The sequence below is a fragment of the Elizabethkingia sp. YR214 genome, from assembly GCF_003058195.1.
Lineage (GTDB): Bacteria > Bacteroidota > Bacteroidia > Flavobacteriales > Weeksellaceae > Elizabethkingia.
This window is the reverse complement of record NZ_QBUH01000012.1, coordinates 1-26,891: the sequence shown is the minus strand read 5'-3', so window position 1 is coordinate 26,891 and position 26,891 is coordinate 1. Positions and strand designations below refer to the sequence as shown.

31 protein-coding genes, 1 tRNA gene and 2 riboswitches are annotated in these 26,891 nt (G+C 34.4%); of the genes, 10 read left to right on the top strand and 22 right to left on the bottom strand.

Annotation, left to right across the window (positions count from 1 at the left end):
• Window positions 1-16: 16 nt before the first annotated feature.
• From C8J95_RS17685 to C8J95_RS17655, 7 genes are all read right to left on the bottom strand, one after another.
• Entirely contained in the window at window positions 17-2,617 is a 2,601-nt protein-coding gene (locus C8J95_RS17685; protein ID WP_107810022.1) for a multicopper oxidase domain-containing protein, read from the bottom strand.
• A gap of 4 nt (window positions 2,618-2,621) precedes the next feature.
• On the bottom strand, window positions 2,622-3,092 hold the full coding sequence (locus tag C8J95_RS17680) for a DUF3347 domain-containing protein (RefSeq protein ID WP_107810021.1): 471 nt from the start codon (window positions 3,090-3,092) through the stop codon (window positions 2,622-2,624).
• A 106-nt stretch (window positions 3,093-3,198) separates the two neighbouring features.
• Window positions 3,199-3,588: a hypothetical protein gene (locus C8J95_RS17675; protein ID WP_107810020.1), complete on the bottom strand. Its 390-nt coding sequence runs from the start codon at window positions 3,586-3,588 to the stop codon at window positions 3,199-3,201.
• Window positions 3,589-3,615: 27 nt separating this feature from the next.
• A complete protein-coding gene (locus tag C8J95_RS17670; RefSeq protein ID WP_185124632.1) occupies window positions 3,616-4,803 on the bottom strand; it encodes an MFS transporter in 1,188 nt (395 codons plus the stop codon).
• Between the two features lie 80 nt (window positions 4,804-4,883).
• The gene (locus C8J95_RS17665) at window positions 4,884-5,342 is read right to left on the bottom strand and encodes a GNAT family N-acetyltransferase (protein WP_107810019.1); all 459 of its coding nucleotides are present in this window, start codon (window positions 5,340-5,342) and stop codon (window positions 4,884-4,886) included.
• Between the two features lie 37 nt (window positions 5,343-5,379).
• Window positions 5,380-5,952, bottom strand: coding sequence for a pentapeptide repeat-containing protein (locus tag C8J95_RS17660; RefSeq protein ID WP_107810018.1), 573 nt, complete (start codon window positions 5,950-5,952; stop codon window positions 5,380-5,382).
• A 254-nt stretch (window positions 5,953-6,206) separates the two neighbouring features.
• Window positions 6,207-7,541 (bottom strand): Na+/H+ antiporter NhaC family protein, encoded by a 1,335-nt coding sequence (locus C8J95_RS17655; RefSeq protein ID WP_107810017.1) that lies wholly within the window; start codon window positions 7,539-7,541, stop codon window positions 6,207-6,209.
• A 52-nt stretch (window positions 7,542-7,593) separates the two neighbouring features.
• Window positions 7,594-7,690: riboswitch (SAM-I-IV-variant riboswitch) on the bottom strand.
• A gap of 192 nt (window positions 7,691-7,882) precedes the next feature.
• Between C8J95_RS17655 and C8J95_RS17650 the strand changes: the two genes are divergently transcribed.
• Window positions 7,883-8,851, top strand: coding sequence for an aldo/keto reductase (locus tag C8J95_RS17650; protein WP_255412881.1), 969 nt, complete (start codon window positions 7,883-7,885; stop codon window positions 8,849-8,851).
• 49 nt (window positions 8,852-8,900) lie between these two features.
• Here C8J95_RS17650 and C8J95_RS17645 read toward each other — a convergent pair whose 3' ends face one another.
• A complete protein-coding gene (locus C8J95_RS17645; protein WP_107810015.1) occupies window positions 8,901-9,176 on the bottom strand; it encodes a TM2 domain-containing protein in 276 nt (91 codons plus the stop codon).
• A gap of 47 nt (window positions 9,177-9,223) precedes the next feature.
• Complete coding sequence (gene ffh / locus C8J95_RS17640; RefSeq protein ID WP_107810014.1) at window positions 9,224-10,588, bottom strand: signal recognition particle protein; 1,365 nt, start codon at window positions 10,586-10,588, stop codon at window positions 9,224-9,226.
• Window positions 10,589-10,813: 225 nt separating this feature from the next.
• Window positions 10,814-10,916, top strand: a riboswitch (TPP riboswitch).
• A gap of 15 nt (window positions 10,917-10,931) precedes the next feature.
• On the opposite strand from ffh, the gene pnuC reads away from it, so the two are divergent.
• Together pnuC and C8J95_RS17630 are read left to right on the top strand one after the other, a co-directional pair.
• Window positions 10,932-11,522: a nicotinamide riboside transporter PnuC gene (pnuC, locus tag C8J95_RS17635; protein ID WP_107810013.1), complete on the top strand. Its 591-nt coding sequence runs from the start codon at window positions 10,932-10,934 to the stop codon at window positions 11,520-11,522.
• 91 nt (window positions 11,523-11,613) lie between these two features.
• On the top strand, window positions 11,614-12,192 hold the full coding sequence (locus C8J95_RS17630) for a hypothetical protein (RefSeq protein WP_107810012.1): 579 nt from the start codon (window positions 11,614-11,616) through the stop codon (window positions 12,190-12,192).
• A gap of 3 nt (window positions 12,193-12,195) precedes the next feature.
• On the opposite strand, the gene C8J95_RS17625 is transcribed toward C8J95_RS17630, so the two are convergent.
• The 6 genes from C8J95_RS17625 to rbfA form a co-directional block, all read right to left on the bottom strand.
• Entirely contained in the window at window positions 12,196-12,792 is a 597-nt protein-coding gene (locus C8J95_RS17625; RefSeq protein WP_107810011.1) for a YigZ family protein, read from the bottom strand.
• 2 nt (window positions 12,793-12,794) lie between these two features.
• Window positions 12,795-13,856, bottom strand: coding sequence for a bifunctional diaminohydroxyphosphoribosylaminopyrimidine deaminase/5-amino-6-(5-phosphoribosylamino)uracil reductase RibD (gene ribD / locus C8J95_RS17620; protein ID WP_107810010.1), 1,062 nt, complete (start codon window positions 13,854-13,856; stop codon window positions 12,795-12,797).
• Between the two features lie 30 nt (window positions 13,857-13,886).
• Entirely contained in the window at window positions 13,887-15,752 is a 1,866-nt protein-coding gene (locus C8J95_RS17615) for a DUF349 domain-containing protein (RefSeq protein ID WP_107810009.1), read from the bottom strand.
• Window positions 15,753-15,818: 66 nt separating this feature from the next.
• The gene (locus C8J95_RS17610) at window positions 15,819-16,553 is read right to left on the bottom strand and encodes a shikimate dehydrogenase (RefSeq protein WP_107810008.1); all 735 of its coding nucleotides are present in this window, start codon (window positions 16,551-16,553) and stop codon (window positions 15,819-15,821) included.
• Between the two features lie 113 nt (window positions 16,554-16,666).
• On the bottom strand, window positions 16,667-17,866 hold the full coding sequence (locus C8J95_RS17605; RefSeq protein ID WP_107810007.1) for an ABC transporter permease: 1,200 nt from the start codon (window positions 17,864-17,866) through the stop codon (window positions 16,667-16,669).
• Between the two features lie 3 nt (window positions 17,867-17,869).
• Window positions 17,870-18,229, bottom strand: a complete 360-nt coding sequence (gene rbfA, locus C8J95_RS17600; RefSeq protein WP_107810006.1) for a 30S ribosome-binding factor RbfA — start codon at window positions 18,227-18,229, stop codon at window positions 17,870-17,872.
• A gap of 102 nt (window positions 18,230-18,331) precedes the next feature.
• On the opposite strand from rbfA, the gene mce reads away from it, so the two are divergent.
• The 6 genes from mce (at window position 18,332) to C8J95_RS17570 (ending at window position 22,365) form a co-directional block, all read left to right on the top strand.
• Window positions 18,332-18,736: a methylmalonyl-CoA epimerase gene (gene mce, locus C8J95_RS17595; protein ID WP_078795244.1), complete on the top strand. Its 405-nt coding sequence runs from the start codon at window positions 18,332-18,334 to the stop codon at window positions 18,734-18,736.
• Window positions 18,737-18,811: 75 nt separating this feature from the next.
• Window positions 18,812-18,885, top strand: a tRNA-Ile gene (locus C8J95_RS17590).
• A gap of 113 nt (window positions 18,886-18,998) precedes the next feature.
• A complete protein-coding gene (locus C8J95_RS17585) occupies window positions 18,999-19,934 on the top strand; it encodes a hypothetical protein (RefSeq protein ID WP_107810005.1) in 936 nt (311 codons plus the stop codon).
• A 189-nt stretch (window positions 19,935-20,123) separates the two neighbouring features.
• Complete coding sequence (locus tag C8J95_RS17580; protein WP_107810004.1) at window positions 20,124-20,432, top strand: AlpA family transcriptional regulator; 309 nt, start codon at window positions 20,124-20,126, stop codon at window positions 20,430-20,432.
• A 57-nt stretch (window positions 20,433-20,489) separates the two neighbouring features.
• Window positions 20,490-22,052: a primase-helicase family protein gene (locus tag C8J95_RS17575; RefSeq protein WP_107810003.1), complete on the top strand. Its 1,563-nt coding sequence runs from the start codon at window positions 20,490-20,492 to the stop codon at window positions 22,050-22,052.
• Window positions 22,053-22,065: 13 nt separating this feature from the next.
• Window positions 22,066-22,365 (top strand): phage antirepressor KilAC domain-containing protein, encoded by a 300-nt coding sequence (locus tag C8J95_RS17570; protein ID WP_146165479.1) that lies wholly within the window; start codon window positions 22,066-22,068, stop codon window positions 22,363-22,365.
• A gap of 47 nt (window positions 22,366-22,412) precedes the next feature.
• Here the strand turns inward: C8J95_RS17570 and C8J95_RS17565 are convergent, their stop codons facing one another.
• From C8J95_RS17565 to C8J95_RS17550, 4 genes are read right to left on the bottom strand one after another with little or no spacing between them, the layout of a single operon-like run.
• Window positions 22,413-22,715: a hypothetical protein gene (locus C8J95_RS17565; protein WP_107810001.1), complete on the bottom strand. Its 303-nt coding sequence runs from the start codon at window positions 22,713-22,715 to the stop codon at window positions 22,413-22,415.
• A 55-nt stretch (window positions 22,716-22,770) separates the two neighbouring features.
• The gene (locus tag C8J95_RS17560; RefSeq protein WP_146165478.1) at window positions 22,771-23,391 is read right to left on the bottom strand and encodes a hypothetical protein; all 621 of its coding nucleotides are present in this window, start codon (window positions 23,389-23,391) and stop codon (window positions 22,771-22,773) included.
• Between the two features lie 24 nt (window positions 23,392-23,415).
• Window positions 23,416-23,637 (bottom strand): hypothetical protein, encoded by a 222-nt coding sequence (locus tag C8J95_RS17555; protein WP_107809999.1) that lies wholly within the window; start codon window positions 23,635-23,637, stop codon window positions 23,416-23,418.
• Window positions 23,638-23,660: 23 nt separating this feature from the next.
• Entirely contained in the window at window positions 23,661-24,275 is a 615-nt protein-coding gene (locus C8J95_RS17550) for a hypothetical protein (RefSeq protein WP_108454158.1), read from the bottom strand.
• A gap of 88 nt (window positions 24,276-24,363) precedes the next feature.
• Between C8J95_RS17550 and C8J95_RS17545 the strand changes: the two genes are divergently transcribed.
• Entirely contained in the window at window positions 24,364-24,585 is a 222-nt protein-coding gene (locus tag C8J95_RS17545) for a helix-turn-helix domain-containing protein (RefSeq protein WP_107809997.1), read from the top strand.
• On the opposite strand, the gene C8J95_RS17540 is transcribed toward C8J95_RS17545, so the two are convergent.
• From C8J95_RS17540 to C8J95_RS17530, 3 genes are all read right to left on the bottom strand, one after another.
• Window positions 24,586-24,915, bottom strand: a complete 330-nt coding sequence (locus tag C8J95_RS17540) for a hypothetical protein (RefSeq protein WP_107809996.1) — start codon at window positions 24,913-24,915, stop codon at window positions 24,586-24,588.
• A 97-nt stretch (window positions 24,916-25,012) separates the two neighbouring features.
• Complete coding sequence (locus C8J95_RS17535) at window positions 25,013-25,717, bottom strand: hypothetical protein (protein WP_107809995.1); 705 nt, start codon at window positions 25,715-25,717, stop codon at window positions 25,013-25,015.
• A 158-nt stretch (window positions 25,718-25,875) separates the two neighbouring features.
• Window positions 25,876-26,226, bottom strand: coding sequence for a hypothetical protein (locus C8J95_RS17530; RefSeq protein WP_107809994.1), 351 nt, complete (start codon window positions 26,224-26,226; stop codon window positions 25,876-25,878).
• Window positions 26,227-26,891: the final 665 nt, after the last annotated feature.

The window sequence follows — 26,891 nt, the reverse complement described above, 5'->3', positions numbered from 1 at the left end:
ACCCTGGTAATCAGAGTTAGTAAACAAAAGTTAAACCTGCGCTCCATCCCATATCACTATCATAATGTGAGGATAGCTGCAACCATTTCTGAAGAATATAACTAAGCCCCAATCGGTATTCCCGGTCTGTATTCACCATAAAATTACCTCTGATTCTCGGCGTTATCGGAATATCCTCACGTTGTAATACTAATCTTACCTTACCATTCTGATCCACACTTGCATCTGCTGTTACCAACCACGGCAGAATATATTGGAAACCAGCGGTGAAAACATGTCGGTTATTATGCTGTGCCAACTGATTGAACATTGTTCTTCTCGCATCTCCAGGTTCATTGTCCCTACTTCGGGTCTGGAAGCCAACATACGGATATAGCCATTGGAATTTACCTAAATAACGTCCAAATCTAACCTCAGCTTCATAACCATTTGTTTTGGTATATCCGGTATGCAATTCTCCTTGTAACTCATAACGGGCATCTCCTGCTCTTACAGCGACATGTGAACTTCTTGATTCCAATGCTACAGTAGCAGTATTAGCCCACATATGATTATCTTTCAGGAAATCCTTCCAGTCTTTCTTAGGATTGGTAAGATTGGGATTAGGTTTTGAATCTTCATAACTGAAAATCCTTCCCATTCCGGCCATCATGTGGTATAATATATGACAGTGGAAGAACCAGTCTCCATCCTGATTTGCAGGAAACTCTATTGTTACGGTCTCCATAGGCATAAGATCCAGTACATTTTTCAACGGAGCATAATCTCCTTTGCTATTGATTACTCTGAAATCATGTCCGTGAAGATGCATCGGATGACGCATCATGGAGTTGTTATATAAGGTAATACGAACTATTTCTCCACGCTTGATCTTAATTTTATCAGTTTCTATAACTGTTTTATTATCCAGCGACCATACATAACGACGCATATTCCCTTCCAATGTAAATTTCAGCTCTTTTACAGGAGCATCAGCAGGTAATGATGTCATTTCTGTAGATGCCAGCATATCATAATTCAGGATAACAGGTTTTTCTTTTGACATATCAGCCATATTATGACCAGCATGTTCGTCTGCTTTAGAATCTGAAAGTTGTAACGGAGCATCTTCATTTTTATTCCCCATATCATGTCCGGCATGTTCATCTGCTTTGGAGTCAGAGAGCTTTAGCGGCATATCATTTCCTGAATGATTTTCTTTTTTAGGTTTAAGCTTTTTCGGAGGATTCATCATGTCTTTCAGATGCTGCATTGTAGCTTTCCTTTCTTCTTCGGGTACTTCAGGATACATTACTGAATTAGCATCCATCTTTTGTAATCCCATTTTCATGTTCATTGGCTTCATATCCCCGTTCATCTTCATCATGTTATTCATACTTTTCATTCCTTCAAAAAGCATCAGTCTTTTTAGTTCCGGAGCTTCAACTTTTTCTCCTTCACCCAGCCATAATGATGAATGTCCGGTTCTGTCTTCAGAAGTTGCCCGAAATTCAAAACTTTTATTCTCAGGAATTGTCACCTCTACATCATACGTTTCAGAAATTCCGACGATCAATTTATCAACCTCTACAGGTTCTACATCGTTACCATCATTTCCTACTACTGTCATTTTTCCGCCAGCGTACGTCAGCCAAAAATAAGAAGAAGCCCCCCCATTCGCAATTCTCAATCTTACCTTGTCACCTGCCTTGAGGTTTTTATAAGAAGTCGAAGGCTGTCCGTTTAGCAAGAATTTATCATAATAGACATCGCTGATATCCATAGCCTCCATTCGCTTCCATTCGTTTTTCAGTTTGGTAAAGAAATTTCCGGAAGCAATAGCCTCGGAGTAACTTTGTACCGATTTCTTTTTTATCGCATACCAGTCGGCTACGCCCATCTGCAGCCTGCGCATTACCTGATGTGGATGTTCATCCGTCCATTCACTCAGCATTACAGGAATATCTGCCTGAACCTTTCGATCTGCTTCGGTTTCGCCTCTTTTCCGGAAAACCAGCATCCCATACATCCCCATTTGCTCCTGCAATCCCTCATGGGAATGATACCAGTATGTACCGTTCTGTGAGATTTTAAACCTGTAGACATAGGTTTCACCAGGTTTTATGGGTTTCTGGGTAAGAAAAGGAATACCATCTTCTTTGTTTTCAAGCATTACACCATGCCAGTGGAGTGCTGTATTTTCTTTTTTCAGTCTGTTATGCACATGTATTTCTGCTGTATCTCCTTCTGTAAAATAGAGTGTCGGAGCAGGAAGCTGACCATTAATGGCGTAAGCATGACCATGTTTCCCGGTATAATTCACCATGGAATCACTTACATAGAGATCGTAACGCACAATCTTGCCTTCAAAATTCACCAGCCCATTCTTAGGATTCCTTTTCAGGTCCAAATCTTCCTGTATCCTCTTTTCTTCTTTCATAGGTACCAGCTCCATTCCGCATTTAGGGCATTTTCCGGGTTTATCGCTTATCACTTCAGGATGCATAGGACAGGTATATTTCTGTACTGTAGCACTTTGTTGTAAGTTGGCTTTTTGTCCGGTATTTCCTTCATGCTGATGCTGTGCCTGTGAAAGGCTAAAGCCTGACACAAACAATATCATCAATAATTTCCTCATCGGTTTACTTTTTAATTTCAGATTTTACTGAACCACAAGTAAGCATAGAGTTGCCATAATAAGGATTTTTAATCTCCTTTTCATCACTTAACCATTGCCCTTTTGCCATAGGGCAATATTGTACATAAACTGGAGTTGAGGAAACTTTGAAATAATTGGCTATTGCAGCCATGTTATCGGAAAGATTGAAAAAATAATTTCTTTGTGTTGATATATTTTTTGCTTCTATAATAGCGCCTGCATCTTTTCTCAGTTTATTTACATTATCTTCTGACAGAACTTTAAAATCAACTGCAGATGCAGATTGTAAGAATACTTTTGCTGCAGCAGAAGCTTTTGCAGTATCATCCTGAGTTAAGGCATTCTTTATAGCTATATAATTATCGTAAAGTTTTTCAATCTGAGTGTTTGACTTTTGAGCAAAAGCAGTGATAGAAGTAGCCGAAAATAAAAGGCTTAAAAATAATTTTTTCATGTCTGTTGAATTTAGATTTTTATAAAATTTGAATTAAAAAACAGCTATGCACACATAGCATTATTGGATACTGCTTCAACTAAGAAACAGCTATTTTAATCAAATTCTATAATCTAAAATTACAGTTCAGTATAAAAATAGGAAGTTGCCGTAGCTCTGGCGGTGCATTGCTTAGATAATCATATCCTTTCTCTTCTTCAGAAAATAATACATTCTGACTAATAAAAGAAACCTCAGGCAACAATGCAAATGATGAAGCCAGTTGTAACTGTAGCAATTCTGCATTTTTAGCTACATCGGTTTTTACAAGCTCCAGTTTTGTTTTACAGCAATCCGGAGTCTTTACAGCTTTGCATTCGTCGGGTGAAGAAACCGGTGGTGTATGATTCATACCACAAGTCATAACCTCCTCTACACAGTAATGCATTTTCACTACTGCACCGGAGGATACCGCAGAGTAGAAAAATGCTAATAATATGAGAATGGTTTTCTTCATGACCCTGACAAAGTTATATATATTTTTTTATCTCAACTTATATTTTTCTGGGTTAATGTTAACAATGGCTATACAAACTGCTGCTATAAGAAAAACCATGAACTGGATCAACACAAAGTTCCAGCCGCCATAATGCCAGCAGTTGACTCCTAAAACTGTTCCTAAAGCTCCACCAATGAAATAACATGTCATGTAAACCGTGTTGATCCGACTGTTGGCTGATTCGTCCAATGTATAGATTGTCGCAATATTGGTAATCTGCATGGCCTGTACACCAACATCCATTATAAATACAGAGAATACAATCATCCATATATTCGATGGAAATACCATCATCAGAATCACTGAAGCTACTACAACCAGAATACTGTATAGAATTCCACGGGCAGGGCTTCCTTTGTCAGCCATCCTCCCAACAATTGGAGCTAACAAAGCTCCACCCAGTGCAACGATACCTAATAGTCCTATTTTATCACTTTTTAGGAAAAATGGTTCTCCGGTAAGGTGAAATGTAATTGTGGTCCAGAATGAGCAAAAAACACCAAATACCAATGCTCCTATAATGGATAATCTTCTCAACTTTGGGAAACGCTTGTACTGCGCAACGGTGCTTTTCAGTAACTCCCCATAGGTTCCGCTAAATTGTGTCCCTACATTGGGAAGGGTAAAATATACTAAAAGCATCATGACCATTATGACAAAAGCTGATATCATATAGATAGACTGCCATCCCCATAACCTAGCACTATAGCCGCTGACAACTCTGGCCAGAAGGATTCCGGATAGTAGCCCGGTAAAAACCATTCCCACTATTTTACCTTTATTTTCGGTTGCCAAAGTTGCTGCCATAGGCATTACAACCTGAGCAGCAGCTCCCATTGCACCTATAATCAGACTCATAAAATAAATACCATAAAGATTATGGATCAGTGCCATTCCAAATAATGCAAGAACCAGGACAAAAAGCATCACCAGGATTAATTTTTTCCGGTCCATCTTATCACCATAGGGTGTAATGAAAAAAAGCCCCAAACCATAGCCAGCCTGAGCCAAAGCCGGAAGAAGCCCAACCTCATTTTCGGATTTATGTAAAGATTTGGATACCTCATCCAGAATAGGCTGTACATAATACAAACTGGCTACACTAACACCAGCGGTAATGGCCATAATCAAAATCTGTAATCGGGATAATCCTTTTTGTATGCTATTTTCCATGCTGCAAATTTAAATCATACGCCATAAAAAAATCCCTTTAGTAGGGATTTAGACAATCTATTATATAAAAGATACAAGTATTAATTTTGTGGTGAATAAATCATCAGATTGCGGTAATGCTCTTTGAATCCTTTATTCAGGTATAATAACAGTGCATTTTTGTTATGTCTTTCAATTTCCAGCATTACTACTTTTAGCCCCTGCTCTTTGGCAAAATCTTTTACAAAGTCTACAGCCAGCTTTCCATAACCTTTACCTCTTGCTTTCTCATTCAGGAAAAGTTCATCCAGAAAAGCTATTCTTCCTCCGAACTCAAAACTGAATATATAAGTCAGGATTACATATCCAATCACCTCATTTCCTTCGTTGTACATAACAAAAGCACTTCCCAAATCCGGGTTTCGTACAAACTGGTGGAAGTTAGATCTGGTAAGATCTTCGTTAAAAGGGTATTGATCGATTGCATAAAATTCACGCATCATTGTTACCATTTCTTCTATTTGTCCTTCATCCAGTTTTCTGAAAAATTGATGTTCCATAAATAATCTGTTTGTAACAAAGATAAGCAAAGCTTTCTCAAGAATCAATTTCCAGATCGTAGTTATCCAATAAGCCAGCAAGATTTTGTGCTGAAAATTTTGCTTTCTTAACTTTATTTTTTGACAGATCAACAGAAAAGTATTTCGCTGTCCGGAAATCTGTTCGCTCTAATATGCTTCCTGAAAATACAGATCCTGACAGATCACTATTATCAAAAACAACATAGGAAAGGTTTGTATCACTAAAATCAGTTTCTATAATTCTGCAGTTTTTAAACAGCGTTTTGGCAATATTTTGCTGATAAAAAGATGAGTGCAAGATCTGACAGTCTTCAAAACGAAAAGACAAACCAAAAGGATTGCAGTTTTCAAAATGCAGCCCCATGAGCTTACAGTCATTAAACTTTACATCCTTGAAACTTGTTCTACCAAATTTTGTAAGACTAAAATTACAGTTCACAAATTGGCATTCCATAAATGAGATTGAGAATAAATCTGTTTCGGAAAAATCACAATTATTAAAGCTGCAAAACTCATAATCACCTTTTGGAAAAGGAGCATCTTTGAAATTGATTTTTTCAAAAGTTTTATCTAATTCGTAAACGGACATTGGGCATAATTTTAAGAAGTCACAAGTTAATGAAAATACTAAAGAAAAGTGCAACCTGTACAGGCTGCACTTCCAGATCAAAACATCTCATTTTTTTTGGTTCAACAAAATAAAAAAGGTTTGCCGACGTGCAAACCTTAATTTTTTTCAAAATTTATATTCTCAGATACAATTATGTCGATGAATAATTTCACTTTCTTATTTTCAACATCTTAAAGTTAAGAAAAAAAATATTCCGTTGGTATGAATCAATGTTAATTTTTTGCAATATTTAAATTATCCGTATCTACTTTGTCTTCCTTGATATTCCCGACATAAATATAAATAAACACGGCTATGAGGAGTAAGAAAAGGTAGAAACTGTTCTTTAGTAAGTCCGGATAGCTAATCGTATTTTTACTATAACCAGTAAGGATAAGCACTTGCGCACCATAAGGAATAATCCCTTGTACAAAACAGGAGAATGTATCCAGAATAGAGGCTGTTACTCTTGGTCTGATCTTATATTCTTCAGTAATTTTTTTGGACACCTTTCCGGTAATAACAATAGAAATAGTGTTATTTGCTGTTGCTGCATCGGTTACTCCTACAAAGGTTCCGATTCCTAATAAAGCGGATTTTGGTCCGTTTATTTTACTTCTTATCAGTTTTAGAAGGTTATCGATACCTCCTGCTTTTTCAACCATAGCAGCCAGTCCACCTGTAAGTAAGGATAGCAGGAATATCTCGGTCATACTTGTAAAACCTTCATATACTTTTTTACCAAAATCCAGAAAGCTGAAATCGTGGTAGATAAAACCAAAAATACCGCTTAGTACAATACCAATAATCAGTACAAAAAACACATCCAGACCAAAAAATGCCAGTATAATAACGGCAAGGTAAGGAATGATCAACACAGCGGAGGATAAACTAACAGGAGCAGCAGCATGTGCAACTTCATTAGTCCCTGCTCCTACATAAATATAAATAAAGAATGCTATAATAGCTGCTGGTAAAGCGAAGCCTATATTATTACGGAATTTATCCCGCATGTCGCAACCTAAAATCTGAGTGGCAGCAATAGTGGTATCCGAAATAATGGATAGGTTATCTCCAAACATGGCACCTCCTAATAAGGCTGCTCCAACAACATTGATATCGCAACCTCCGGCATTGGAAAGTCCAACTGCAATGGGACCTAATGCTACAATTGTTCCGACTGATGTTCCGGAAGCAATTGACAAGAAGGAAGCTACAAAGAAAATACCTGCCGGATAATATTGTGGAGAAAGGTTATTGATCCCAATATTTACAATAGCATCTACACTTCCTATTGATTTGGATACTGTAGCGAAGGCTCCAGCCAGTATATAAATAATACACATGGTAAGAATATTCCTGTCTCCACAACCCTCCAGAAAGGTAGATGTTTTCTCTTTGATGGTTCCTTTAATTATAATGAAGGCTGCAATTATTCCTACAACAATGGCTATAGGTGATGGCAATGCGTAAAAATCATTATAATAAATTCCGGCTCCCAGGAATACCAGAATAAAGATAAGAAATGGTATTAATGATCGTAAAGATTTGCTCTTTTGTGTCGTCATTCAATCTAATTTTTTAATTATTTTGATCAGCACACTTTCAGAAAATAGGGATGATTTCAACATTTTTTCCGGAAACGGCTTATCGATTTCAGCACCTTGCTTATTGTTGCAGGTTGCTACCCAAATTTTTGGGGTTCTTGATAATTTTAGAGTGCAAATATAGATTTTTAATTTAAAAAGTGAAAGATAATTTGAGAATAGAAACAAATCAAATGCATTAAAGTCCTCCCTAGCTTATAAATATTTATTGGGCCTGATAAGAGAAAGAGGCTATACCTTGCTGAAATGATTATATACAACCTTATGAGAGTAGACCAAAAAAACATAACTTTGATAAAAAAATAACGATGAAATATAACAGATGTGGCAGAAGCGGTGTGTTACTTCCCGCAATATCATTGGGATTATGGCATAACTTCGGATCTGTAGATGTCTTCTCTACAGCTGAAGCTATTATCAAAACTGCTTTTGATAAAGGAATCACTCATTTTGATCTGGCAAATAATTATGGTCCTGTACCCGGATCTGCTGAAGAAAACTTCGGAAAGATCGTTAGCAGAAATTTCAATGGTTTTCTCAGAGATCAACTGTTCATTTCTACTAAAGCTGGTTATACCATGTGGGATGGGCCTTATGGCGACTGGGGTTCTAGAAAATATCTTATATCCAGTCTGGATCAGAGCCTGAAGCGTATGAATCTGGATTATGTAGACGTCTTCTATTCTCACCGCCCGGATCCTGAAACACCAATAGAGGAAACCATGCAGGCTCTGGATTTTGCAGTACGCAGCGGAAGGGCTTTATATGCAGGAATATCTAACTATAATGCTGAACAAACACAGCAAGCTGCAAGCATATTAAGAGAATTAGGCACACCATGTCTTATTCATCAGCCTAAATACTCCATGTTTGTACGATGGGCAGAGGAAGGTCTACTAGATGTATTGGAAGATAACGGTATAGGTTGTATTGCTTTCTCCCCTTTAGCTCAGGGATTATTAACAGATCGTTATTTAAAAGGTATTCCGGAAAATTCGCGTGCAGCAAAAAGCCACGGCTTTTTGCAGAAAAATGATATTACAGAGGAAAAATTACAACAAATTACGGCTCTGAATAATCTGGCACAGGAAAGAGAACAAACACTGGCGCAAATGGCTATTGCATGGTTATTAAAAGACAAAAGAGTAACATCTGTACTTATAGGAGCCAGTTCGGTTGAGCAATTGCAACAAAATCTGGAAAGTATCAACAATCTCGATTTCTCTCAAAACGAATTACAACAAATTGAAGAAATACTGAAAACAAAATAGCCTGAGGAAAACCTCAGGCTATTTTGTTATTTTTAAGTGTAAGATTGAACTAGAACCACTCTTTTTTACCTTGAACATAAGTTCTGTCGAACTCCTCATCAGATTTAGTCAAATAGATAATACCTTCTACAAGACCAATAACACTTGCAATACCGCATGTAACAAATGTTCCTACAAGTTGTATAACACCTGCTTTAGTATATCCTAAATAGAATTTATGTACTCCAAATCCTCCTAATAGAATACCTAAAACTCCAGCTACAACTTTCTTCTCAGACTTATAAGGTACTTGTTGATTGTAGTTTTGTTGTGTTGTCTCTTCCATAATTTTAATACTTGTGTTTATTATTTAATAATTAATTATTTGCTGTTTTATTTACCAAACCCAGGCATTCCACCGCCCATTCCTGGCATACCTTTGCCCATCATAGCCATTAATTGTTTTCCTTGAGGTCCTTGCATCATCTTCATCATTTTACCCATTTGCTCGAACTGCTTCATTAGAGCGTTTACATCCTCAAGTTTACGCCCTGCTCCTCTGGCAATACGTTGCTTTCTGGACATATTAATAGTGCTTGGTCTTCTTCTTTCCTCCGGCGTCATGGACTGGATAATCGCTTCAATATGCTTAAAAGCATCATCGTTGATATCCACATCTTTTATAGCTTTTCCAACTCCCGGTAACATTCCTAAAAGGTCTTTCATGTTACCCATTTTTTTAATCTGCTGAATCTGCTTTAAGAAATCGTCGAAGCCAAATTCGTTCTTAGCAATTTTCTTGTGTAGTTTTTTAGCTTCCTCTTCATCAAATTGTTCTTGAGCTCTTTCTACTAAGGAAACAACGTCCCCCATCCCCAGGATTCTGTCTGCCATCCTTTCCGGATAGAAAATATCCAGAGCATCCATTTTCTCACCGGTAGAAATGAACTTAATTGGTTTTTCTACTACCGAACGGATTGTTAATGCTGCACCACCACGGGTATCACCATCTAATTTTGTAAGAACTACACCGTTATAATTAAGGACATCGTTGAAGGCTTTTGCTGTATTTACAGCATCCTGCCCCGTCATGGAGTCAACTACGAAAAGAGTTTCTGTAGGTTTTACAGACTGGTGAACGTTACGAATTTCGTTCATCATCTCTTCGTCGATAGCCAAACGCCCTGCGGTATCTATAATGATAACATCGTGCTTGTTTTGCTTCGCAAATTCTATTGCATTCTGAGAAATCTGAACCGGATTAAGGTTACCTTCTTCAGTATATACAGGAACTCCTGTCTGACCACCTAATACTTTTAGCTGATCAATCGCAGCAGGACGATAAACGTCACATGCTACCAATAAAGGGTTTTTGCTCTTTTTCTTCTTCAGGAAATTTGCTAATTTCCCGGAGAATGTTGTTTTACCAGAACCTTGTAAACCTGCAATTAGTATAATTGTTGGTTTTTCGGAAAGATTAAGTCCTTCATTGGTTCCTCCCATTAAATCCACTAATTCATCGTGAACAATTTTTGTCATCAATTGTCCCGGAGTAATGGATGTTAAAACATTTTGTCCTAAAGCTTTATCCTGAACTCTTTTTGTAAGATCTTTTGCTACCTTAAAGTTAACATCGGCATCTACTAATGCACGACGAATTTCTTTAACGGTTTCGGCAACATTAATCTCGGTAATCTTACCGCGTCCCTGGATATTTTGTAAAGCTTTATCTAGTTTGTCCTGTAAACTATTGAACATAATTAAATCTATTCTTTGGTAAGTTGCAAAAATAAGGAAAAGATATGAGATATAAAGTATGAAGTTAATATCAAGAGATAACAAGATATAAGACGTAAGAAATAAGATAATAGACATTGGTCTTTTAATCTTTATACACTACCTAATATTGTAACAATAAGTTCTTAAACCTTTTAGTTAAAGACGAACAACAACATACTAATAACAGTAAAACTTTTATATTTGCACCTGTCAATGGGGTGCCACTAGTGGCTGAGATGATACCCAGGAAGTTTTTCCGCACCTGATCCGGATAATGCCGGCGTAGGGATCTGTCATCTCCTCATCAAAATGATTTATTACAATGATGCAGGAAATTATTCTACAAACAACATGGATAGAATGGCTAGGTGTTATTCTTTCAATTTTTCAGGTCGTTTTATCACGACAAAATAATCCGATAAATTATCTCTTTGGTGTCGTAAGTATTATCCTTACACTAATCGTGATGTTTAATGCCAAGCTATATGCCGAGTTCACACTCAACCTTTATTATCTTGTGATGAGTATCTATGGCTGGCTTTACTGGAAGTATGGAAAAGCCCGACACGAAACACCGATTTCTTATACAGACAATACAGATAAACTAAAAACTGCAGGTATTGTTATTTTTAGTTTTGGGATTTTCTATTTCGCTCTTACCCATTTCACCAATTCGGATGTTCCTGTATGGGATGCCAGCGTAAGTGCTTTTGCATGGGCAGGTATGTGGCTGATGGCTAAACGTAAAATTGAAAACTGGATACTGCTAAATGTAAGTAACCTGATCTCAATACCTTTGATGGTACACAAATCTCTTTATCTGTATGCTATATTAAGTGTTATCTTATTCAGTGTAGCTGTTTCGGGGTATTTTAACTGGAGAAGGATATTCAGGGAAAGTAAGGTCACATAGAAAAATTACTATTATCAATATCTTCTAGCTGTATTTTGTATTTTTTCATAAATTAGTGACTTAATTATTTATTAATTCAGACACAAAAATCATGAAATTTTTAAATCTACTTTTTATTCCTCTTATTTTAGCAGGATGCAGCCAACGTGATGAAAACTCATCTTATTCTGAAGAATTCCAAAAGTATACAGGATCTTACAAGATTATTTCTTACAAATCAGATATCGCAGTAGATTTAAACAACGATAAAATTTTGTCGAATGAACTTGTTGATGAAATTGATATTCTAAAAAACAATGAGACATTTTTAGATATCAACCAAAACCAGCTCAATAATAACAAAAAAGTTATTTCTATATTTTTACCTAAAACACACATCACCTATGACTATCCTTTCAGTCCTGAAGGTTATATACAAAGTTTCAGTAGATTTGGTCTAATGTCAGAAGTGGAATTGAAGCTAGGAACTTTTAATTTGATGGAAAACAAGTACATAGAGAATGGAACTATAGACAATGTAGAATATAATAAGACTGTACACATTGAAACACAAATCAAGATAATTAATTCTAAACATCTGCAAACTTCTGTTATAAAAGAATATTATGATTTCAGTACTAAAAGCTGGAAGGCTTTAAACATCAAAATTATATTTGAGAAGATGTACTAATAGTTATCTCCCTCTTAGAATACCGGATAAAGCTTCCTGAATTTCGTCTTCATCTTTTAGTTTTACCAAAGCTTTTATTTTACCATAGGCACCGGAGTCAAATTCCAGTACTTTAGCATTGTATTTATTCAGAATAGTAAATACCTGATTCTGGTGGCTGAAATCGAACTCCAGAGTCAATATCTTTTCGAGTTCCTTAGTGATCATTTCTGCAAAGCTAAGTAGCTCTTTAGCTGATTCTTTGTAGATTTTCACCAGCCCGCCAACGCCAAGCTTAGTACCACCATAGTAGCGTACTACAACTAATAATATATTGGTTACATCGTGTCCCAATAGCTGGTTATAGATTGGCAATCCTGCACTTCCGGAAGGTTCTCCGTCATCATTCGCACGGTAATTCTCCCCTTTCAGTCCTAATCTGAAAGCATAACAGTGATGTGTTGCTTTAGGATGCAAAGTTCTGACTTCTTCCAGTCGCTTTTTTACATCATCTTCATCCAGAACCGGATAAGCATAAGAAATGAATTTACTCCCTTTTTCTTTCAGAGTAATATCTAAAATTGGTTTGGCGATCGTATTATAACTGTAATTGGATTCCAATATTATTTGTTTCTGTAAATCTTTAACTGATTATCTCTTAGTTGTTCAATAGTTTGAATTTCCTGCTGAAGTTTTGGTGCTTTGGTTCCGTTATTCAGGAACAGATTCTCTGCTCTGAATACCCAGGCTTCATCCCATAAATTCTTTTCTATAAACTGATTCAGGGTATAAGCACCGCCTTCTATAATAACAGATTGTATCTGATGTTTATATAAAATATGCATAAGATCAGACAGGAAATTTTCTCCAAAATCAGCTTTCAACCAATGGATATTACCTTCCGTTTTTTCTTCTATTTCATTTATGATAAAAGTTACAACCTCATTGTTGAATACCTTATAATCCACAGGCACTTTCAATTCTCTGTCTAAAATAATACGTACTGGATTATTCCCACTTACTTCTCTTACCGTAAGACCGGGATTATCATTCAATACTGTTTTTGTACCTACCAGAATAGCCTGCTCATCTGCACGAAGCTGGTGATTCCTTTGCTGAGAAAGTTTATTACTAATAGCGTACGGTTGAAAATCCTTATCCATAAACCCGTCTGTGGACTCAGCCCATTTTAGGATAACATATGGACGCTGCTCACGATGATAAGTAAAAAAACGCTTATTCAACTCATCACATTCTGCTTCCAAAATCCCCGTTATCACTTCTGTTCCGGCAGCTTCAAGAATTGCTTTTCCCTTTCCATTTACTTTGTCATGCGGATCCATGGAACCTATTACAACTCTGGGAATTCCCAACTCTACAATCTTTACAGCACAAGGAGGTGTTTTCCCGTAATGTGCACAAGGCTCCAGCGTTACATATATTGTGCTATCTTTCAGTAGTTCTTTATTCTCTACAGAATTAATTGCGTTGATCTCTGCGTGAGGTTCTCCTGCTTTATGATGCCACCCCTCACCTATTATCTGGCCGTTGGATACAATAACACTGCCCACCAGCGGATTAGGATAGGTATTCCCTAAAGCTTTTTTTGCCAGCTGCAGTGCACGCTGCATGTAAATGTGATGTTCTTCCATATCTAATAAAAAATCCAACATCGACAGAAACATCAATGTTGGACAGTTATATTTTTAGTGATCTTACTCTTCTGTCGGCTTCTCCTCTTTTTCCTCAGAGGTATCTGCTTTTGGATGATCGTGCTCTGTTATAATCTGATGTAATTTGGAGCGAAGTCCTTCCAGTTCTTCTTTTTTAGCATCCAGACTATCATAAGTAGCTTTTAGCAAAGGATTTTCTCTTGTTGGATTACTAAAGAAGGCCAGGTTATTTTCCAATTTGGAGACTTCTGATTCCATATCCGAAATCTGATTTTTAATCTTACGTGCTTTGTCTGTAAGTTGTGTTTCGGAAAGGTTCCCATCTGAAAGCTCGTAATCTTTCATTCTGTTCAGCCTCATCTTACTTCTAAGCGCTTTATTAAATTCAGTATTAATGCTGATTTTATCACGTGGAACTTTACCAATGGCATTCCATTCGTTTTTAATTCTGTTGATTACTTCAGCACTATTTTCTCCCTCCTCAATATCCTTAAGTTCATCCAGAAGTGCTTTTTTCTTTTTGTAATTAGCTCTCCAATCGTCTGTAGCGCCATCACCTTTCTCACGGAATTTGGCAAAGAAATGATTACATGCATCACGGAACTCGTCCCATACTCTGTTAGACTGGCTTCTTGGTACATGACCAACAGCTTTCCATTCTTCCTGAAGTTTTTTAAATAAAGGTACTGCAGTATCCCAATCTTCAGAATCCTGATTGTCTTTTGCTGTCTGAATCAACTGTAGTTTTCTTTCAAGATTCTCCTGTTGATTCTTTTTTAGTCCTTTATAGAAATTGTTTTTTGAAGCATTAAATGCACGAAGTGTTTCTTTAAAATCTGTCCAGTTCTGATTAGAAAGCTTTTTCGGGACACTTCCTAATGAAATAAATTCATTTCTTAGTTCCTCTACTTTTTTAATAGCTGACTGCCAGTAAGAATGTGCTGGTTCCTTTTCAGGATTAGAAAGTTTTTTAAGTTTTTCTATAATTTCATTTTTCTTCTCCAGATTGATTTTCTGATCAGCTTCGATCTGTGCAAATAATTCTGCTTTTCTCTGGTGGATAACATTGGAAATTTCTTTAAACTCGTCCCAGGTACTGTCTCTGAATTCTTCAGCTACAGGCTCTGCTTCTTCTTTCCATAATTTATGAAGATACTGGAGTTCATTTAATGCTTTCTGTACTACAGGCTCATCTTTCAGTTCCTTTGCACGTGCAATAATATGCTGTCTTTTCTCCAGATTATGAGCATATTCCTGCTCACGGTATTCTTTATTCAAGTCCAGCATCTGATAAAACTGATTCAGATGGTGGAAATAGTCATTGCTAAGTGTTTTAAATTCAGACTTTGCTACTTGTCCAGCTTTCTGCCACTCATCTTTAACTTCTCTTATTGCTTTAAAAAGATTGGTTCCCGCTTCGGTATTGGTATACAGATGTTTAAGCTTTTCAATAATAGAACGTCTCTGTAACAAGTTTTCTGCCTGCTCCTTCTCTACTTCTTTGTGATAGCTATCCTGTTTTTCCTTAAAAATATTGGAAAGCGCATTGAATTTGGACCTTAGCGGCGACTGATATTCAAAATTATCAGGATCACCTCCATCCGCAATATATGCTTCCTTTTTATCTTTTAATTCTTCGTCCCAAGCTGCATTGAAAGCATCACGAAGTTCTCCGAATTTTTTAGTCTGTGCACCTGCATTTGCAGAGTTTACAATATTTTCGGCTTCCTTAGCTATGTCTTCCATAGACAAATGCGTGTAATCTTCAGCATGAAAATCATGATCAGTTTCCTCGTCGTGGTCTGCAGTATGTTCATGATGCTCTGCAGCCGGACCAGCCTGTTCAGGATGTTCAGTTGATTGATTCGCCTTTAATTCTTCATTCTGATTGTTGTCTATTGAAGCCATAACAAGTCTATTTTAAAAATACGTAATGTTTCCATTACCTTTAATTGCTATAAATTTATTGTATTTTTAGTCTAAATTCCAAATTTCCCATGCTTTTTCTGCCTGTTGTTCAAGCATATAATAGCCATTAACTGTTTTTGCTCCTTTTTCGGCAGCATTTTTTATGAATTTGGTATAGTTGGGATTGTAGATTAAATCGATGATCAGGTGTTGTTCGGAAAGTCCCTCGAACGGAAATACAAGGCAGTCTTCAACATTTGGAAAAGTACCAACCGGAGTGGTCTGAATAATTAATGTATGCTCTTTTACAATTTCCGGAGTAAGCTTATCAAAATTCAGTTCCGATTTCCTGGAAACTGTTTTATGAGCAATATTATGCTTATCCAATACATATTTCACTGCCTTTGCAGCTCCCCCGTCTCCTAAAATAAGAGCCGATGTATGATAATCTTTTTTATGAGCAAGTAAAGTTTTCTCAAAGCCAAAAGCATCTGTATTGAAGCCTTTTCTTTTACCATCAGTAAGAACCTTTACAGTATTTACAGCACCTATCTCTCTCGCCTCATCACTTAATTCATCCAGAAAAGATATAACCTGTTCTTTATAAGGAATGGTAACATTAAAACCTCTCACATCTGTATCTTCTAACAGCTTAGCAATTTCATCAATCTGCTGCAGATCGAATAAATCGTAAGTGTGAGTAGGAAGCATAAGCTTTTTGAATTTCTGTTCAAAATGTTGCTTGGAGAATGAATAAGAAATGTTTTTACCGATTAATCCTAGTTTCACAGGTTTTTCCATACATCAAAGTTAGGGAAAACACAGGGAATAACGAAACACTATTTTTAAAGTTAATAGTTGATTCTAATCAGTTTTAAAATTCTTAAAACTTACGGATTATATAAAAGGATATTTTAGCTTCTTAGCTGGCGTTTGCTCCCTCTGGAGAATATCCAGGAAATAATTATCCCAAATAAAAGCGCTGTAGCAGCTACAATAAGATAATTCTGCCATTCAATCTTTACAGGAAAAGGCAATGCTGCTGTGGCTTTAAAGAAACCAAAATGTTGCTGCAAATAGCAGATAAGTGAACCTACAACTAATCCTACCGATACTCCGAATATCACAATAAGTATTCCGGTATTGAAGTAGACACTTCTTAGTTTGGCCATAGACATCCCCATTGAAATAAGGGATTTTGCCTGTTCTTTTTTATCCAGCTGAATAATGATAATGGCTCCTGCTAGGTTGAAAGTTGTAATAAAAATTACCAACCCAAAAATCAGATAGATCATCAGTTTTTCGGTGTTGATCATCTTCCAGAAAGCAGCATTTTCTTCTGCTTTGGTTTTCATTTCCAGGCCACTTCCCAGTTTTTCCATAAGGCGATTTCTTACCTCATTGGCTTTTGCAGGATCTTTCAGCTTTATAACAACTGAATAAGCTGTATTTTTAGGCATTCCAAGCAACTCTGCAGACAACTCCAGTGGAGCTACGATATAACTTCCCATCTGGCTATTGGTAAATACACCTGTTGTAAAAAAGTTCTTTTTGTTGAAGATATCAGCTTCTTTACTAATAAGCCCTACACCTGGGCGTGGCATCAGAATTTGGGCATAATCATCTTCAGAAGCTACGGGAATTTCCAGTCTGTTGTTCAGCTGGGTTTCCATTATAACTTCGTTAGAATATTTGAAAGACGGATATTTTCCGTAAAACACCGTCGAATCTATAGGATTTACTTTCGTATAAGCAGAGTCTACACCCCTCAGATAAACAATTTCTCCGTTTCCTTTGTAGTTAATGTAGGCTTTCTCTTCTATCACTTTGGAAAAGTGAGCTATCTCCTGCTCTTTTGATAAGATACCGGTAACTTTAGCAATATTCGGAATTACTTTTCCTTTTTCCGGAGACAATGTAAGATCGGCATGGATATCCGAAATCATTTTCTTATTAAGCTCGATAAGCCCAGAAAAAACAGAAACAATAATAAACATTGCCGCCACAGCCACCATCATAGCAAATGCGGACAGACTTGTAATAAAACTTACTGCCTGACTTCCTTTCTTAGAAATCAGATAACGTTGTGCAATATAAAACGGAGTAGATTTCAACTCTTATAAAACAGGATTATCGCCTTCGCCTTTTAATTCTTTTTCTATACGTTCTGCATCATCCAGCGAAGTATCCAGAAAGAAACTTAGCTGAGGAATAATACGAACCTGCTTCCCCATCTTTTGTCCTATAAAGTTGCGGTAAACAGCTTTATTTTCTTCAATCTCTTTCATAATATTCTTTCTCAGCTCCGGCGGAAAAATACTTAGGTACACTTTAGCTACTCCCAAATCCGCTGTTACCCGTACACCGGAAACAGTAATTAACAGGTTTTGTCCTGCGTTGGCAGCCTGTTGGCGAAAAAGTTCTGCTAAGTCTTCCTGTATAAGTTGTGCTACTTTCCTTTGTCTGTTACTCTCCATAATGCTGCAAATTTACTACTTTTGTTTGAATTGGAGTGTTTCTTATTTATGAATAAGCCCGACTCCCTTATAGCAACAATTATAGCAAAATAACAAAAACTTATGCTGGACAAAATTGAACATCTCGGTATTGCCGTGAAAAGTTTGGAAACTTCAGACTCTCTTTTCGCTAAACTTATAGGTAAAGAAGCTTATAAAATGGAGGAAGTAGAACGCGAAGGGGTAAAAACAAGCTTTTACCAGATTGGCGAGAGCAAAATCGAATTACTGGAAAGCACACGCGAAGATAGTCCTATCTCAAAATTCATAGAAAAAAAGGGAGAAGGTGTCCATCATATCGCCTTTGGAGTAGATGATATCTATGCAGAAATAGAAAGATTAAAAAAAGAAGGTTTTGAATTTATTTCCGAAGAACCAAAGGATGGTGCTGATAATAAGATTGTTGTATTCTTACACCCAAAATCCACCAACGGAGTACTGATAGAATTGTGCCAAGAAAAGCGCTAAAAGTTTGGTGTTTCCTAATTTTTTATTACATTTGCACACCAATAAAAAACAAAGGCTTTTAAGCCCTGAGTTTTAGGCCCTATAACTCAGTTGGTTAGAGTAGCTGACTCATAATCAGCAAGTCCTTGGTTCGAGCCCAAGTGGGGCCACTCTTAATATCAAGCACTTACAGTAATGTAGGTGCTTTTTTTATTTTTTAGGTCATACATAGGTCTAACTTTTTCTTCTAATTCCATAATCTCTTTTTCATTATTTTTGAGCCATGAACAATCCACTACAATATTTTGAGTATCTCTTAGATTCTGACCAGTCTGAATCAAAAAAACAAAATTGGATTAATTCAATTACAAATTATTATGACCACTATATTACGCAGGTTGATAAAGAAAAAGGTATTGTAACTGCTGTACTTCCTCTTTACTATTCTACATTAGACAATGGAAAACCAATTAAAGATACAGAAACTGTAGTTTCCACTTTTTATGAATCATTAGAAAATGAAATAAATTCTCAATTAAATAATTCAAAAAAAGAAATCTCAGATGAAATTATCAGAATAGTTGCAAACGGAATAGATCCTACTCAATATTTACAGCTACTAAAATTACGCTTAAGCAAATTACAAAAGAAAAGCTCTAATTATTACAAAAACTATCCTTTTGTAGCAGACAAAATAAAAACATTAGAATTTTTCATTCTTGAAAATTTACCTAACCCCTCTATTACTCTTAATAACCAAAACCCTTCTCCCTCTATACAAACTACAGCCCCTCTTATTACTAATTATTCTTCTCTATCATTTAAATGGGATTTAGTAAATCCTTCAGACACCGAACAACAACTCACTAAGCTTTATAATCTACTTATGGAAGCCCCGCCACTTATAAATGCAACAAAAGAAGATTTTATAAACGGCTTCTCTCAAAGAGAAATTATAAGAGGAATAAATTGGATGATAATAGCTAAAAACAAAAAGTGTTCTAAAACCTCTCTTATTTATTTTCTACAACAATTAATCGAAAGAAGTGACTTAATGGAAGAGCCAAATGATTTTAATAAAAAAATTGAATATGTATTTAGAGATCATAATGGTAATCCTCTCAATAATATAAAGCAATCCAAAAGCATGGCATCAGCAAATCCTACTCAGAAGGAAAGGTTAGATACGATTATTGATACGTTTATGGAAGCAAACTAAATATACAATTTATATTTTCATATACAGCCACTCTATTTTTAGAGTGGTTTTTTTTTGCAAAATAACCCCTCAAAATACCTTTACCCAAAGGTACTGGTAAAGTAAACATATGTAAAGATTTAATCCTAAGACTTTTGCAGCGCAAGTTTTGGAGAAGCCAAAACAAGATTAATTTAAAAAAAAAGAATCATGGCAAATGAAGAAATCATTTTTGCATTACAAGAAATGGATGAAAAAATCAACACATTAAGCCTCTCAGTAAAAGAGATATTAAATTTTGAGGAGGCAGCTATCTACCTACAAACAAGTAGGTCTTATCTCTACAAGTTAACAAGTTCCAAAACAATCCCTCATTACAAACCAACAGGGAAGTTAATATTTTTCAAAAAATCAGAATTAGATGAATGGATCATGAGTGGCAAGCAAAAAACAAAAGAAGAAACTTCCCAGATATACCTGTCCAACCTAGGCAAAAAATATAGTAGAGCAAAAAAATAATTAAAATATGAATGGCTTCATGTTTAGAAGCCATTCTTAAAAAAAAATATAAAATTTATGAAAATAGAAGAACAAGGAACAATACCTGCATCAGTAGAAAAAGAGAATCAGGCAAAATCAACACTTATTATACAGAACAATTCTCAAAATAACTCAACCTCCACAGCAATAATTCCAGAGCAAAATTTTTACAGCATAAGCTACAATGGAAATCAGGTTCATATTGAATTTAAAATTGCCAAAGTCTTAAAATTTCTGGAAAGCTTAGGTTTTAGAAGACTAAGAATGCCTAATGGAGGCTATGAACTAGTAAGAATACATAAAAACAGTATACTAATAAATTCTGATCAGGAAGATATGATGGAAGCCATCAAATATCAACTCCTTGAAATAGATCAACAACCAGAAGTTTGGGAACAATTTTTAGAAGGTATTTATTTAACATCAAAACTAGATACTGCTATGCAAAGAATTAGCGAGGTAAAATTAAATACAGCAACAAAAGATATTTCTTATTTCTTCTTTATAAATGGAGTTGTGGAGGTTACAAAAAATCAAATAAGATTAATTCCTTACGAAGAATATTCTGGTTATATTTTTAGAGAACAAATAATCCAGCATAATATAGATTTACGTGATTTACAGAGTGAAGAAACAGCAATGTTTGATACTTTTTTACAAAATGCCACAAATAATAATTCTGAACGATACAATTATCTAACGTCAACTATAGGCTACTTACTACACAGCTACAAAGATCCCTCACTTACAAAAGCTGTTATTTTAGTAGATGAGGAAATAGATTATGAAGGAGGAGCCCAAGGAGGAACAGGAAAAACACTAATATCAGATGCGTTAAAAACCATGATTAATAGTGTAGTAAAAGACGGGAGAACATTAACAACCAAAAGTAATAGATTCTTTTACCAAGATATCAGTTTAGGAAGCAGACTAATGATCATTGATGACATTAGTTCTGAAACTCTATTTGAAACATTCTTTTCTGTAATTACTGGTGGTATGGTGGTTGAAAAAAAAGGAAAGCAGTCTTTCACAATTCCTTTTGAATTATCTCCAAAACTACTCATCACAACAAATTATATGTTAAGTGGCAGTGGTGGAAATTCAGAGGAGAGACGTAAAATTGAAATTGAAATAGCACCATATTATAGAGGGAGGTCCATAAGGGATGAATTTGGTTGTACCTTTTTTTCAGAATGGACACCAAATCAATGGAATCTATTTTATATAACTATGTTAAAGTACTGCCAAAAATTTTTAAAATATGGAATTCAGTATAGTCCACCAATAAACCTAATAGAAAATAAGCTTATCTCAGAAACTGATATATCATTTGTTGAATTTATGGATTCAAACGTAAAATTCACTGGGGATTCGTATGAATACAGAGAAGAAAAAATAAAATTATTCCAAGCATACAAAGCTCTTCACACATTAGAAACAAGATCTCTCACAATTAATATGTTTAGAAAGTGGTGTGATAAATATGCTACAGCAAGAGAATATAAAATTTACCATCAGAAAAGCAACTCTAAAAGCTACCTTATTCTATCTAGCTCCACCGATAAAAGCCTAAAGTGCCAAAGTGCTACAAAATAATAAAAAGAAAAACATGTACGGATACGTAGATAATGAACAAAAAAAGGAATATTATAAAATGACTGAGGTTGCAAAAAAAATAAACATCAAAAATTTTGGCAGAATCAAAATTTTCAAATTATTAAGAGAGAAAAAAATACTCAATGAAAATAATCATCCAAAACAAGAGTTTATTGATCAAGGATATTTTAAACCAATAATTAACACGATTCATATTGCAAAAAATTATTCATTTGGCTCTTCTTCTTGCCTAGTTTCAGAAAAAGGTATAGAATTTATAAAAACAATAATTCAAATTAATCCTAAAATGTAAAATAAGGCTCGAAAGAGCCTTGTTTTTTTGAAAATTAAAGCCAAAAGTTACATTAGAATCTGATAGTACAACATATGCTTCTTTCCATCTATATTATAATCTTTAATTACTTCCTTATTTCTCAATATTTCTATAAAGGATTGTTTATGAAATATATAGTACACTCCTATAAGTATATCTAATGAGAAAACTAACTCCACTTTGTTTACTTTTATATTAGAAATAAAAATAGGCTTTAGATATATATAACTATCACAACCTTTTATTCTTTCCTTATCCAGAACTTCTAAATCAAACTCCCATTTTTCATAATTCTCTCCTAGTATAAAGGGATAATGAAAGCTTTCCATAATTCTTGTGTATAAAAAAAGAGACTGTCCTTTTGAGACAGCCCCTACAAATTAATTACTTATTTAGCTTTTTTCTAAAATACTTAAAGTATACCAATATTGCCACTAAGCTAATCCCAAGAAAAATAAATAAGCTTCTCATATTTCTTTCAAACAGAATTTCACTTGCAGCTTTTTCCATTTCTTCACTAGTCATGGAGTTTGGGTCCCAATTTAGTTCTATAGCTAATTTTCTTGTTTTTGGAGATAAATCTGGAGATAAAGTAGCACTCTCAGAACCAGCTCTAAAGCCTAGCCCTGAAGGTGATTTAGTTCCCTTAGTTAAATTAGCTTCTTGTGAAGGAGGATAATTACCTGCTCTCTTAAATATTTGTTTTATGATATCATTATCTGATTCTTTCTTAGATTTTGAGGGGGTATATTTAATATCTCCAATTCTTAGAATATTTTGATAATTCCTAAAGGACTTTACTTTTCCATTTTTAAAAGTAACAGAAGCAATTCCTGATTCACCATAACCCCAAATCTCCTCTCCTAAACCTTCATATGATTCTATACTTACAGGTTCCCCTTGAACATCTTTAACATTCTGTTTTGTTGAGCCTATATTTATGTATTCTTGAGAATGCATCTTTATACTAAGTCCTAGTAATAGTAAAAATAAAATTTGTTTCATTTGATTAAATTTTCATTGATAATACTAAGTAATTATACTTCCCATGTGGATAAACCCAATATAATTGCCAACACTAACTTTATAATATTTCCCTTCTATTAGTCTTTCAAGAATTTTAACTTTTCCATCCTGAATAGAATATATCACCTTACCATTTACCATATCTGGTTCGTCATATAATTCTGCATGTGTATAAACTTTTACTAATCCTTTGTAATAAGGTTTAGGTAATTCTCCCTCTATCATTTTATTATTTAATTTCTTAGAATTTATTCTATTTCAGCATTTTTAGCTTCTCTTTCTTCAGTTAATAAAACTCCTTCTTGAAAGTCTTTTACTAATTGATTTATCAATTTTTTATAATCAGCATATGTCTGAGGATTATTTCTTTTAATATAATTATCACTATACTCAATGAAATTACCCCTGTATTTATCTAAAATCTCTTTTGATAAACTACTGCTATAATTATAAATATATTTGAAAAACTCATAATAAAGTTGTTCAGCTTGAGCATAATCTTGTTGTTTTTTTTCTAAAACTTTTTGCATAAGGTCATAATTAGGTTGATATATATAATCTGTATCAAATTTGGGTTGATAAGTCTGATATCGTTGCCTATCTATACTTGATTGATTTAAATTCTCTTTTGATTTTTGCTCCTCTAAACCTTTTTGAAACCCCCTATTATAACCATCTTGATAAGAATTAGAATTCTCTTCAATCTTAGGAAGTGGTGGTAATGGACTTAATGGAGGGATACATCCAATTCCTTTATCATAGCAGTAACCTTCATTGTAGCCTGCTTTAAATCCTTTATCAAAATTTGTTTGTGCAAAAGCTGTAATAGAAGTAAACACTAATAACATAAAGATATTTTTCATAAATATTATTTTAAATTAAACACTTGCCATATATGGCATTATAATCTGTAAATATATTAGGTTTCTTTGACTTGTCAAATATGTCAAGTTGGAAAAATCTGAAATTTTAACACAGGTTGGAAAAAGAATTAAAGAACTGAGAATACAAAAAGGTATTTCTCAGGTTGACTTAGTTGGTAGAATGGAAGGTAATATTGATCCTACCAATATATCTAGAATAGAAGCTGGAAGAACCAATCCTACACTCCTCACACTTCAAAGAATTGCTAATGCTTTGGAAATTACCTTAAAAGAATTACTGGATGTATAATTATCTTTTAGGAACATAAGTTTTATTGCCATTACTATTTATATAGTATTGTCCTCCCTTAGATCCAGTTTGTATACTTTGTCCACTCCCATAATTATAAGCTTCTGAAGAGTAATCTTTAGCTCTAGTTCCAGAAGTATTATTATACTGGTTATAATTTCCTTTTGTTGACATATTATCCCAGTTAGTATTGTTTTTTTCTGTTTTATAATGTGGTTCTACATAAGTTCCTGTACTGGGTTTGTAGTATCCACTCTGAAGCTTCACCTTTTGACAAAATACTAATACTGCTCCTGCAAATAGCCCTAATAATAAAAATGTCTTTTTCATAACTATAATATTTATATAGCAAATATATTATGAAAAAGAAACTATTTCAGATAGTTGCAAATTTGCAACTAAAATATTACACTCTTATTAATTGGGCTTAATTGGCTTTTAGGATTGGAATATACTTATAATCAGAGCCAAAATTATCTGACGTTATAATATAATTGTCTGCATATTTCTTGTCCATAACTTGATAAAGTGTAGCTTTTATTCTAGAGATGTGTGTATAAATAGCTCTATTATTAGGAGAAACTAGTTCTTCAATAGAATTTGTCATAATAGCAAGATCTGAAAATTCAGAAATATCAAAGTATATCTCCATTAATTTATATTTATACTTATCAAACTCTTTTATATTAATTCCATTAGGGTTCTGGCAAAATAAAATATAAATAGCTTGTGTGAGATTACTAAAAATAACTTCCATATTATTAAATTGAGAAATCAATATTCTATTATCCTCAGTTATTATTACTGGCTTATAATTGCTAAACACTATTTTTTCAGAAAATTCATCTAACACTTTTCTTAGTATTGGTAAGACATACAATAATTGTTTATTATGATATAGCTTTCTTAAATCATCTCGTATCTCATCTATTTTTCTTAATGAATTATAATCTAAGTTTTCATATAAAATCCTCTCAAATTCTTCTGTACTAAATTCTCTTGGAGAGAAGCAAAAACTTTCAGAATCATCCAAAGAAGCAATACCCTTAGTATTGATTATTACATTTAAAGCATCTATAATATTAATTTTCCCACAATATTGTTCAAAAAAAATTAATGTATCAGTACTCATCCTTTTTTTGATAAAAATACTGAATTTGGCTATAATATTATATCTAGGATTTTTCTTACTAAGGGATTTACCTTGAGTGGGTAGGTATATTAAACTATATCATGCAAAAGAAAAACCTAGAATATAAACTTTTAAAGTCTATACTCTAGGATATTAAATTAAGCAAATGCTTCTTCAAGCTGTTTTGCAAGTTTCTCTTCATCACTTTCTACCCCATCAGGCAAATAAGTATACCTATGATGCAAAGTAATTTCTTCTCCAGTTTCCTTAATTACATAAACATAAGGTTCAGTTTCAATCTTTACTATTCTACCTGACATCTCAGTACCAATAATACTTTTACATGTTTCTTTATCAAAAGTACAAGTAACTGTAGCTCTTTTTGCAGTAGCATAGAACTGCCCTGTATCTTTGCTTTTAATCATTTCAATTCCTCCTTGTACCTGTAGCACATTAAACAAAGTACCATCTTCTTTTTGTCTTGTGATGTAACCAATAATTCTTACCATTTTTAAAGCTTTTGAGTTATAATACCTCTAACTTATCATACTAATAAAGCCAGAGTACAGACTCTATATCTGCACTAATAAGTGAGGGTGTCTAGTGTATGTTGAATTAAAAAAGCTATTTATTAGATACAAGAACCAATAGTATGATTTAGGAAAAGCAGATTTGATTTGCTAAAAAAGTATCAATAGAACACAACTTGTCTTTCTTAAGACATATATGGCAATAAGCTTATAGATAAAGAGTCTATGAATAAAAGAAAAGATCATCTAAAAATTAAAGAATTTCAATTTTCACCTGAAAAAAATTAATATCATCCTTAATAAGGAGGGGGAGTTTATCTTTTTTGGAACTGGGTGGGGGTAGTAAGTAAGGTAGTTCAAGCTCGTACAAAGTACGAAGTTAATTTTTTTAATATACAATTTTAGTAGAGTTAATATTATATTTACTATCTTCATTTAATATCCTCCCCTTGTGATTTAAAATATTAAAGTATATAAATGAAAAATGCTTTTAGTGGTTATACATATCAAAAACATATAACTCAACTTATTTTATCTATTATGGATGTATGTAAGTACCCCATATTTCAGACAGCTATTAATTGAGTATTTTTCTTTTCAGCAGCTAACATTTTATACTTATACTCAATAGGCGTAAGATTGCC

What these genes read in the sequence shown, in the direction of transcription:
- C8J95_RS17580 (WP_107810004.1), top strand. Translation starts at nt 20,124, where the DNA reads ATGGCAAATGAAGAAATCATTTTTGCATTACAAGAAATGGATGAAAAA.
- C8J95_RS17645 (WP_107810015.1), bottom strand. Translation starts at nt 9,176, where the DNA reads ATGGAAGAGACAACACAACAAAACTACAATCAACAAGTACCTTATAAG.
- C8J95_RS17530 (WP_107809994.1), bottom strand. Translation starts at nt 26,226, where the DNA reads ATGGTAAGAATTATTGGTTACATCACAAGACAAAAAGAAGATGGTACT.
- C8J95_RS17615 (WP_107810009.1), bottom strand. Translation starts at nt 15,752, where the DNA reads ATGGCTTCAATAGACAACAATCAGAATGAAGAATTAAAGGCGAATCAA.
- ribD (WP_107810010.1), bottom strand. Translation starts at nt 13,856, where the DNA reads ATGTTTCTGTCGATGTTGGATTTTTTATTAGATATGGAAGAACATCAC.
- pnuC (WP_107810013.1), top strand. Translation starts at nt 10,932, where the DNA reads ATGATGCAGGAAATTATTCTACAAACAACATGGATAGAATGGCTAGGT.
- C8J95_RS17680 (WP_107810021.1), bottom strand. Translation starts at nt 3,092, where the DNA reads ATGAAAAAATTATTTTTAAGCCTTTTATTTTCGGCTACTTCTATCACT.
- ffh (WP_107810014.1), bottom strand. Translation starts at nt 10,588, where the DNA reads ATGTTCAATAGTTTACAGGACAAACTAGATAAAGCTTTACAAAATATC.
- C8J95_RS17655 (WP_107810017.1), bottom strand. Translation starts at nt 7,541, where the DNA reads ATGACGACACAAAAGAGCAAATCTTTACGATCATTAATACCATTTCTT.
- C8J95_RS17550 (WP_108454158.1), bottom strand. Translation starts at nt 24,275, where the DNA reads ATGAAAAATATCTTTATGTTATTAGTGTTTACTTCTATTACAGCTTTT.
- C8J95_RS17540 (WP_107809996.1), bottom strand. Translation starts at nt 24,915, where the DNA reads ATGAAAAAGACATTTTTATTATTAGGGCTATTTGCAGGAGCAGTATTA.
- C8J95_RS17675 (WP_107810020.1), bottom strand. Translation starts at nt 3,588, where the DNA reads ATGAAGAAAACCATTCTCATATTATTAGCATTTTTCTACTCTGCGGTA.
- C8J95_RS17660 (WP_107810018.1), bottom strand. Translation starts at nt 5,952, where the DNA reads ATGTCCGTTTACGAATTAGATAAAACTTTTGAAAAAATCAATTTCAAA.
- C8J95_RS17685 (WP_107810022.1), bottom strand. Translation starts at nt 2,617, where the DNA reads ATGAGGAAATTATTGATGATATTGTTTGTGTCAGGCTTTAGCCTTTCA.
- mce (WP_078795244.1), top strand. Translation starts at nt 18,332, where the DNA reads ATGCTGGACAAAATTGAACATCTCGGTATTGCCGTGAAAAGTTTGGAA.
- C8J95_RS17630 (WP_107810012.1), top strand. Translation starts at nt 11,614, where the DNA reads ATGAAATTTTTAAATCTACTTTTTATTCCTCTTATTTTAGCAGGATGC.
- rbfA (WP_107810006.1), bottom strand. Translation starts at nt 18,229, where the DNA reads ATGGAGAGTAACAGACAAAGGAAAGTAGCACAACTTATACAGGAAGAC.
- C8J95_RS17610 (WP_107810008.1), bottom strand. Translation starts at nt 16,553, where the DNA reads ATGGAAAAACCTGTGAAACTAGGATTAATCGGTAAAAACATTTCTTAT.
- C8J95_RS17585 (WP_107810005.1), top strand. Translation starts at nt 18,999, where the DNA reads ATGAACAATCCACTACAATATTTTGAGTATCTCTTAGATTCTGACCAG.
- C8J95_RS17560 (WP_146165478.1), bottom strand. Translation starts at nt 23,391, where the DNA reads ATGAAACAAATTTTATTTTTACTATTACTAGGACTTAGTATAAAGATG.
- C8J95_RS17575 (WP_107810003.1), top strand. Translation starts at nt 20,490, where the DNA reads ATGAAAATAGAAGAACAAGGAACAATACCTGCATCAGTAGAAAAAGAG.
- C8J95_RS17535 (WP_107809995.1), bottom strand. Translation starts at nt 25,717, where the DNA reads ATGAGTACTGATACATTAATTTTTTTTGAACAATATTGTGGGAAAATT.
- C8J95_RS17555 (WP_107809999.1), bottom strand. Translation starts at nt 23,637, where the DNA reads ATGATAGAGGGAGAATTACCTAAACCTTATTACAAAGGATTAGTAAAA.
- C8J95_RS17570 (WP_146165479.1), top strand. Translation starts at nt 22,066, where the DNA reads ATGTACGGATACGTAGATAATGAACAAAAAAAGGAATATTATAAAATG.
- C8J95_RS17670 (WP_185124632.1), bottom strand. Translation starts at nt 4,803, where the DNA reads ATGGAAAATAGCATACAAAAAGGATTATCCCGATTACAGATTTTGATT.
- C8J95_RS17665 (WP_107810019.1), bottom strand. Translation starts at nt 5,342, where the DNA reads ATGGAACATCAATTTTTCAGAAAACTGGATGAAGGACAAATAGAAGAA.
- C8J95_RS17565 (WP_107810001.1), bottom strand. Translation starts at nt 22,715, where the DNA reads ATGGAAAGCTTTCATTATCCCTTTATACTAGGAGAGAATTATGAAAAA.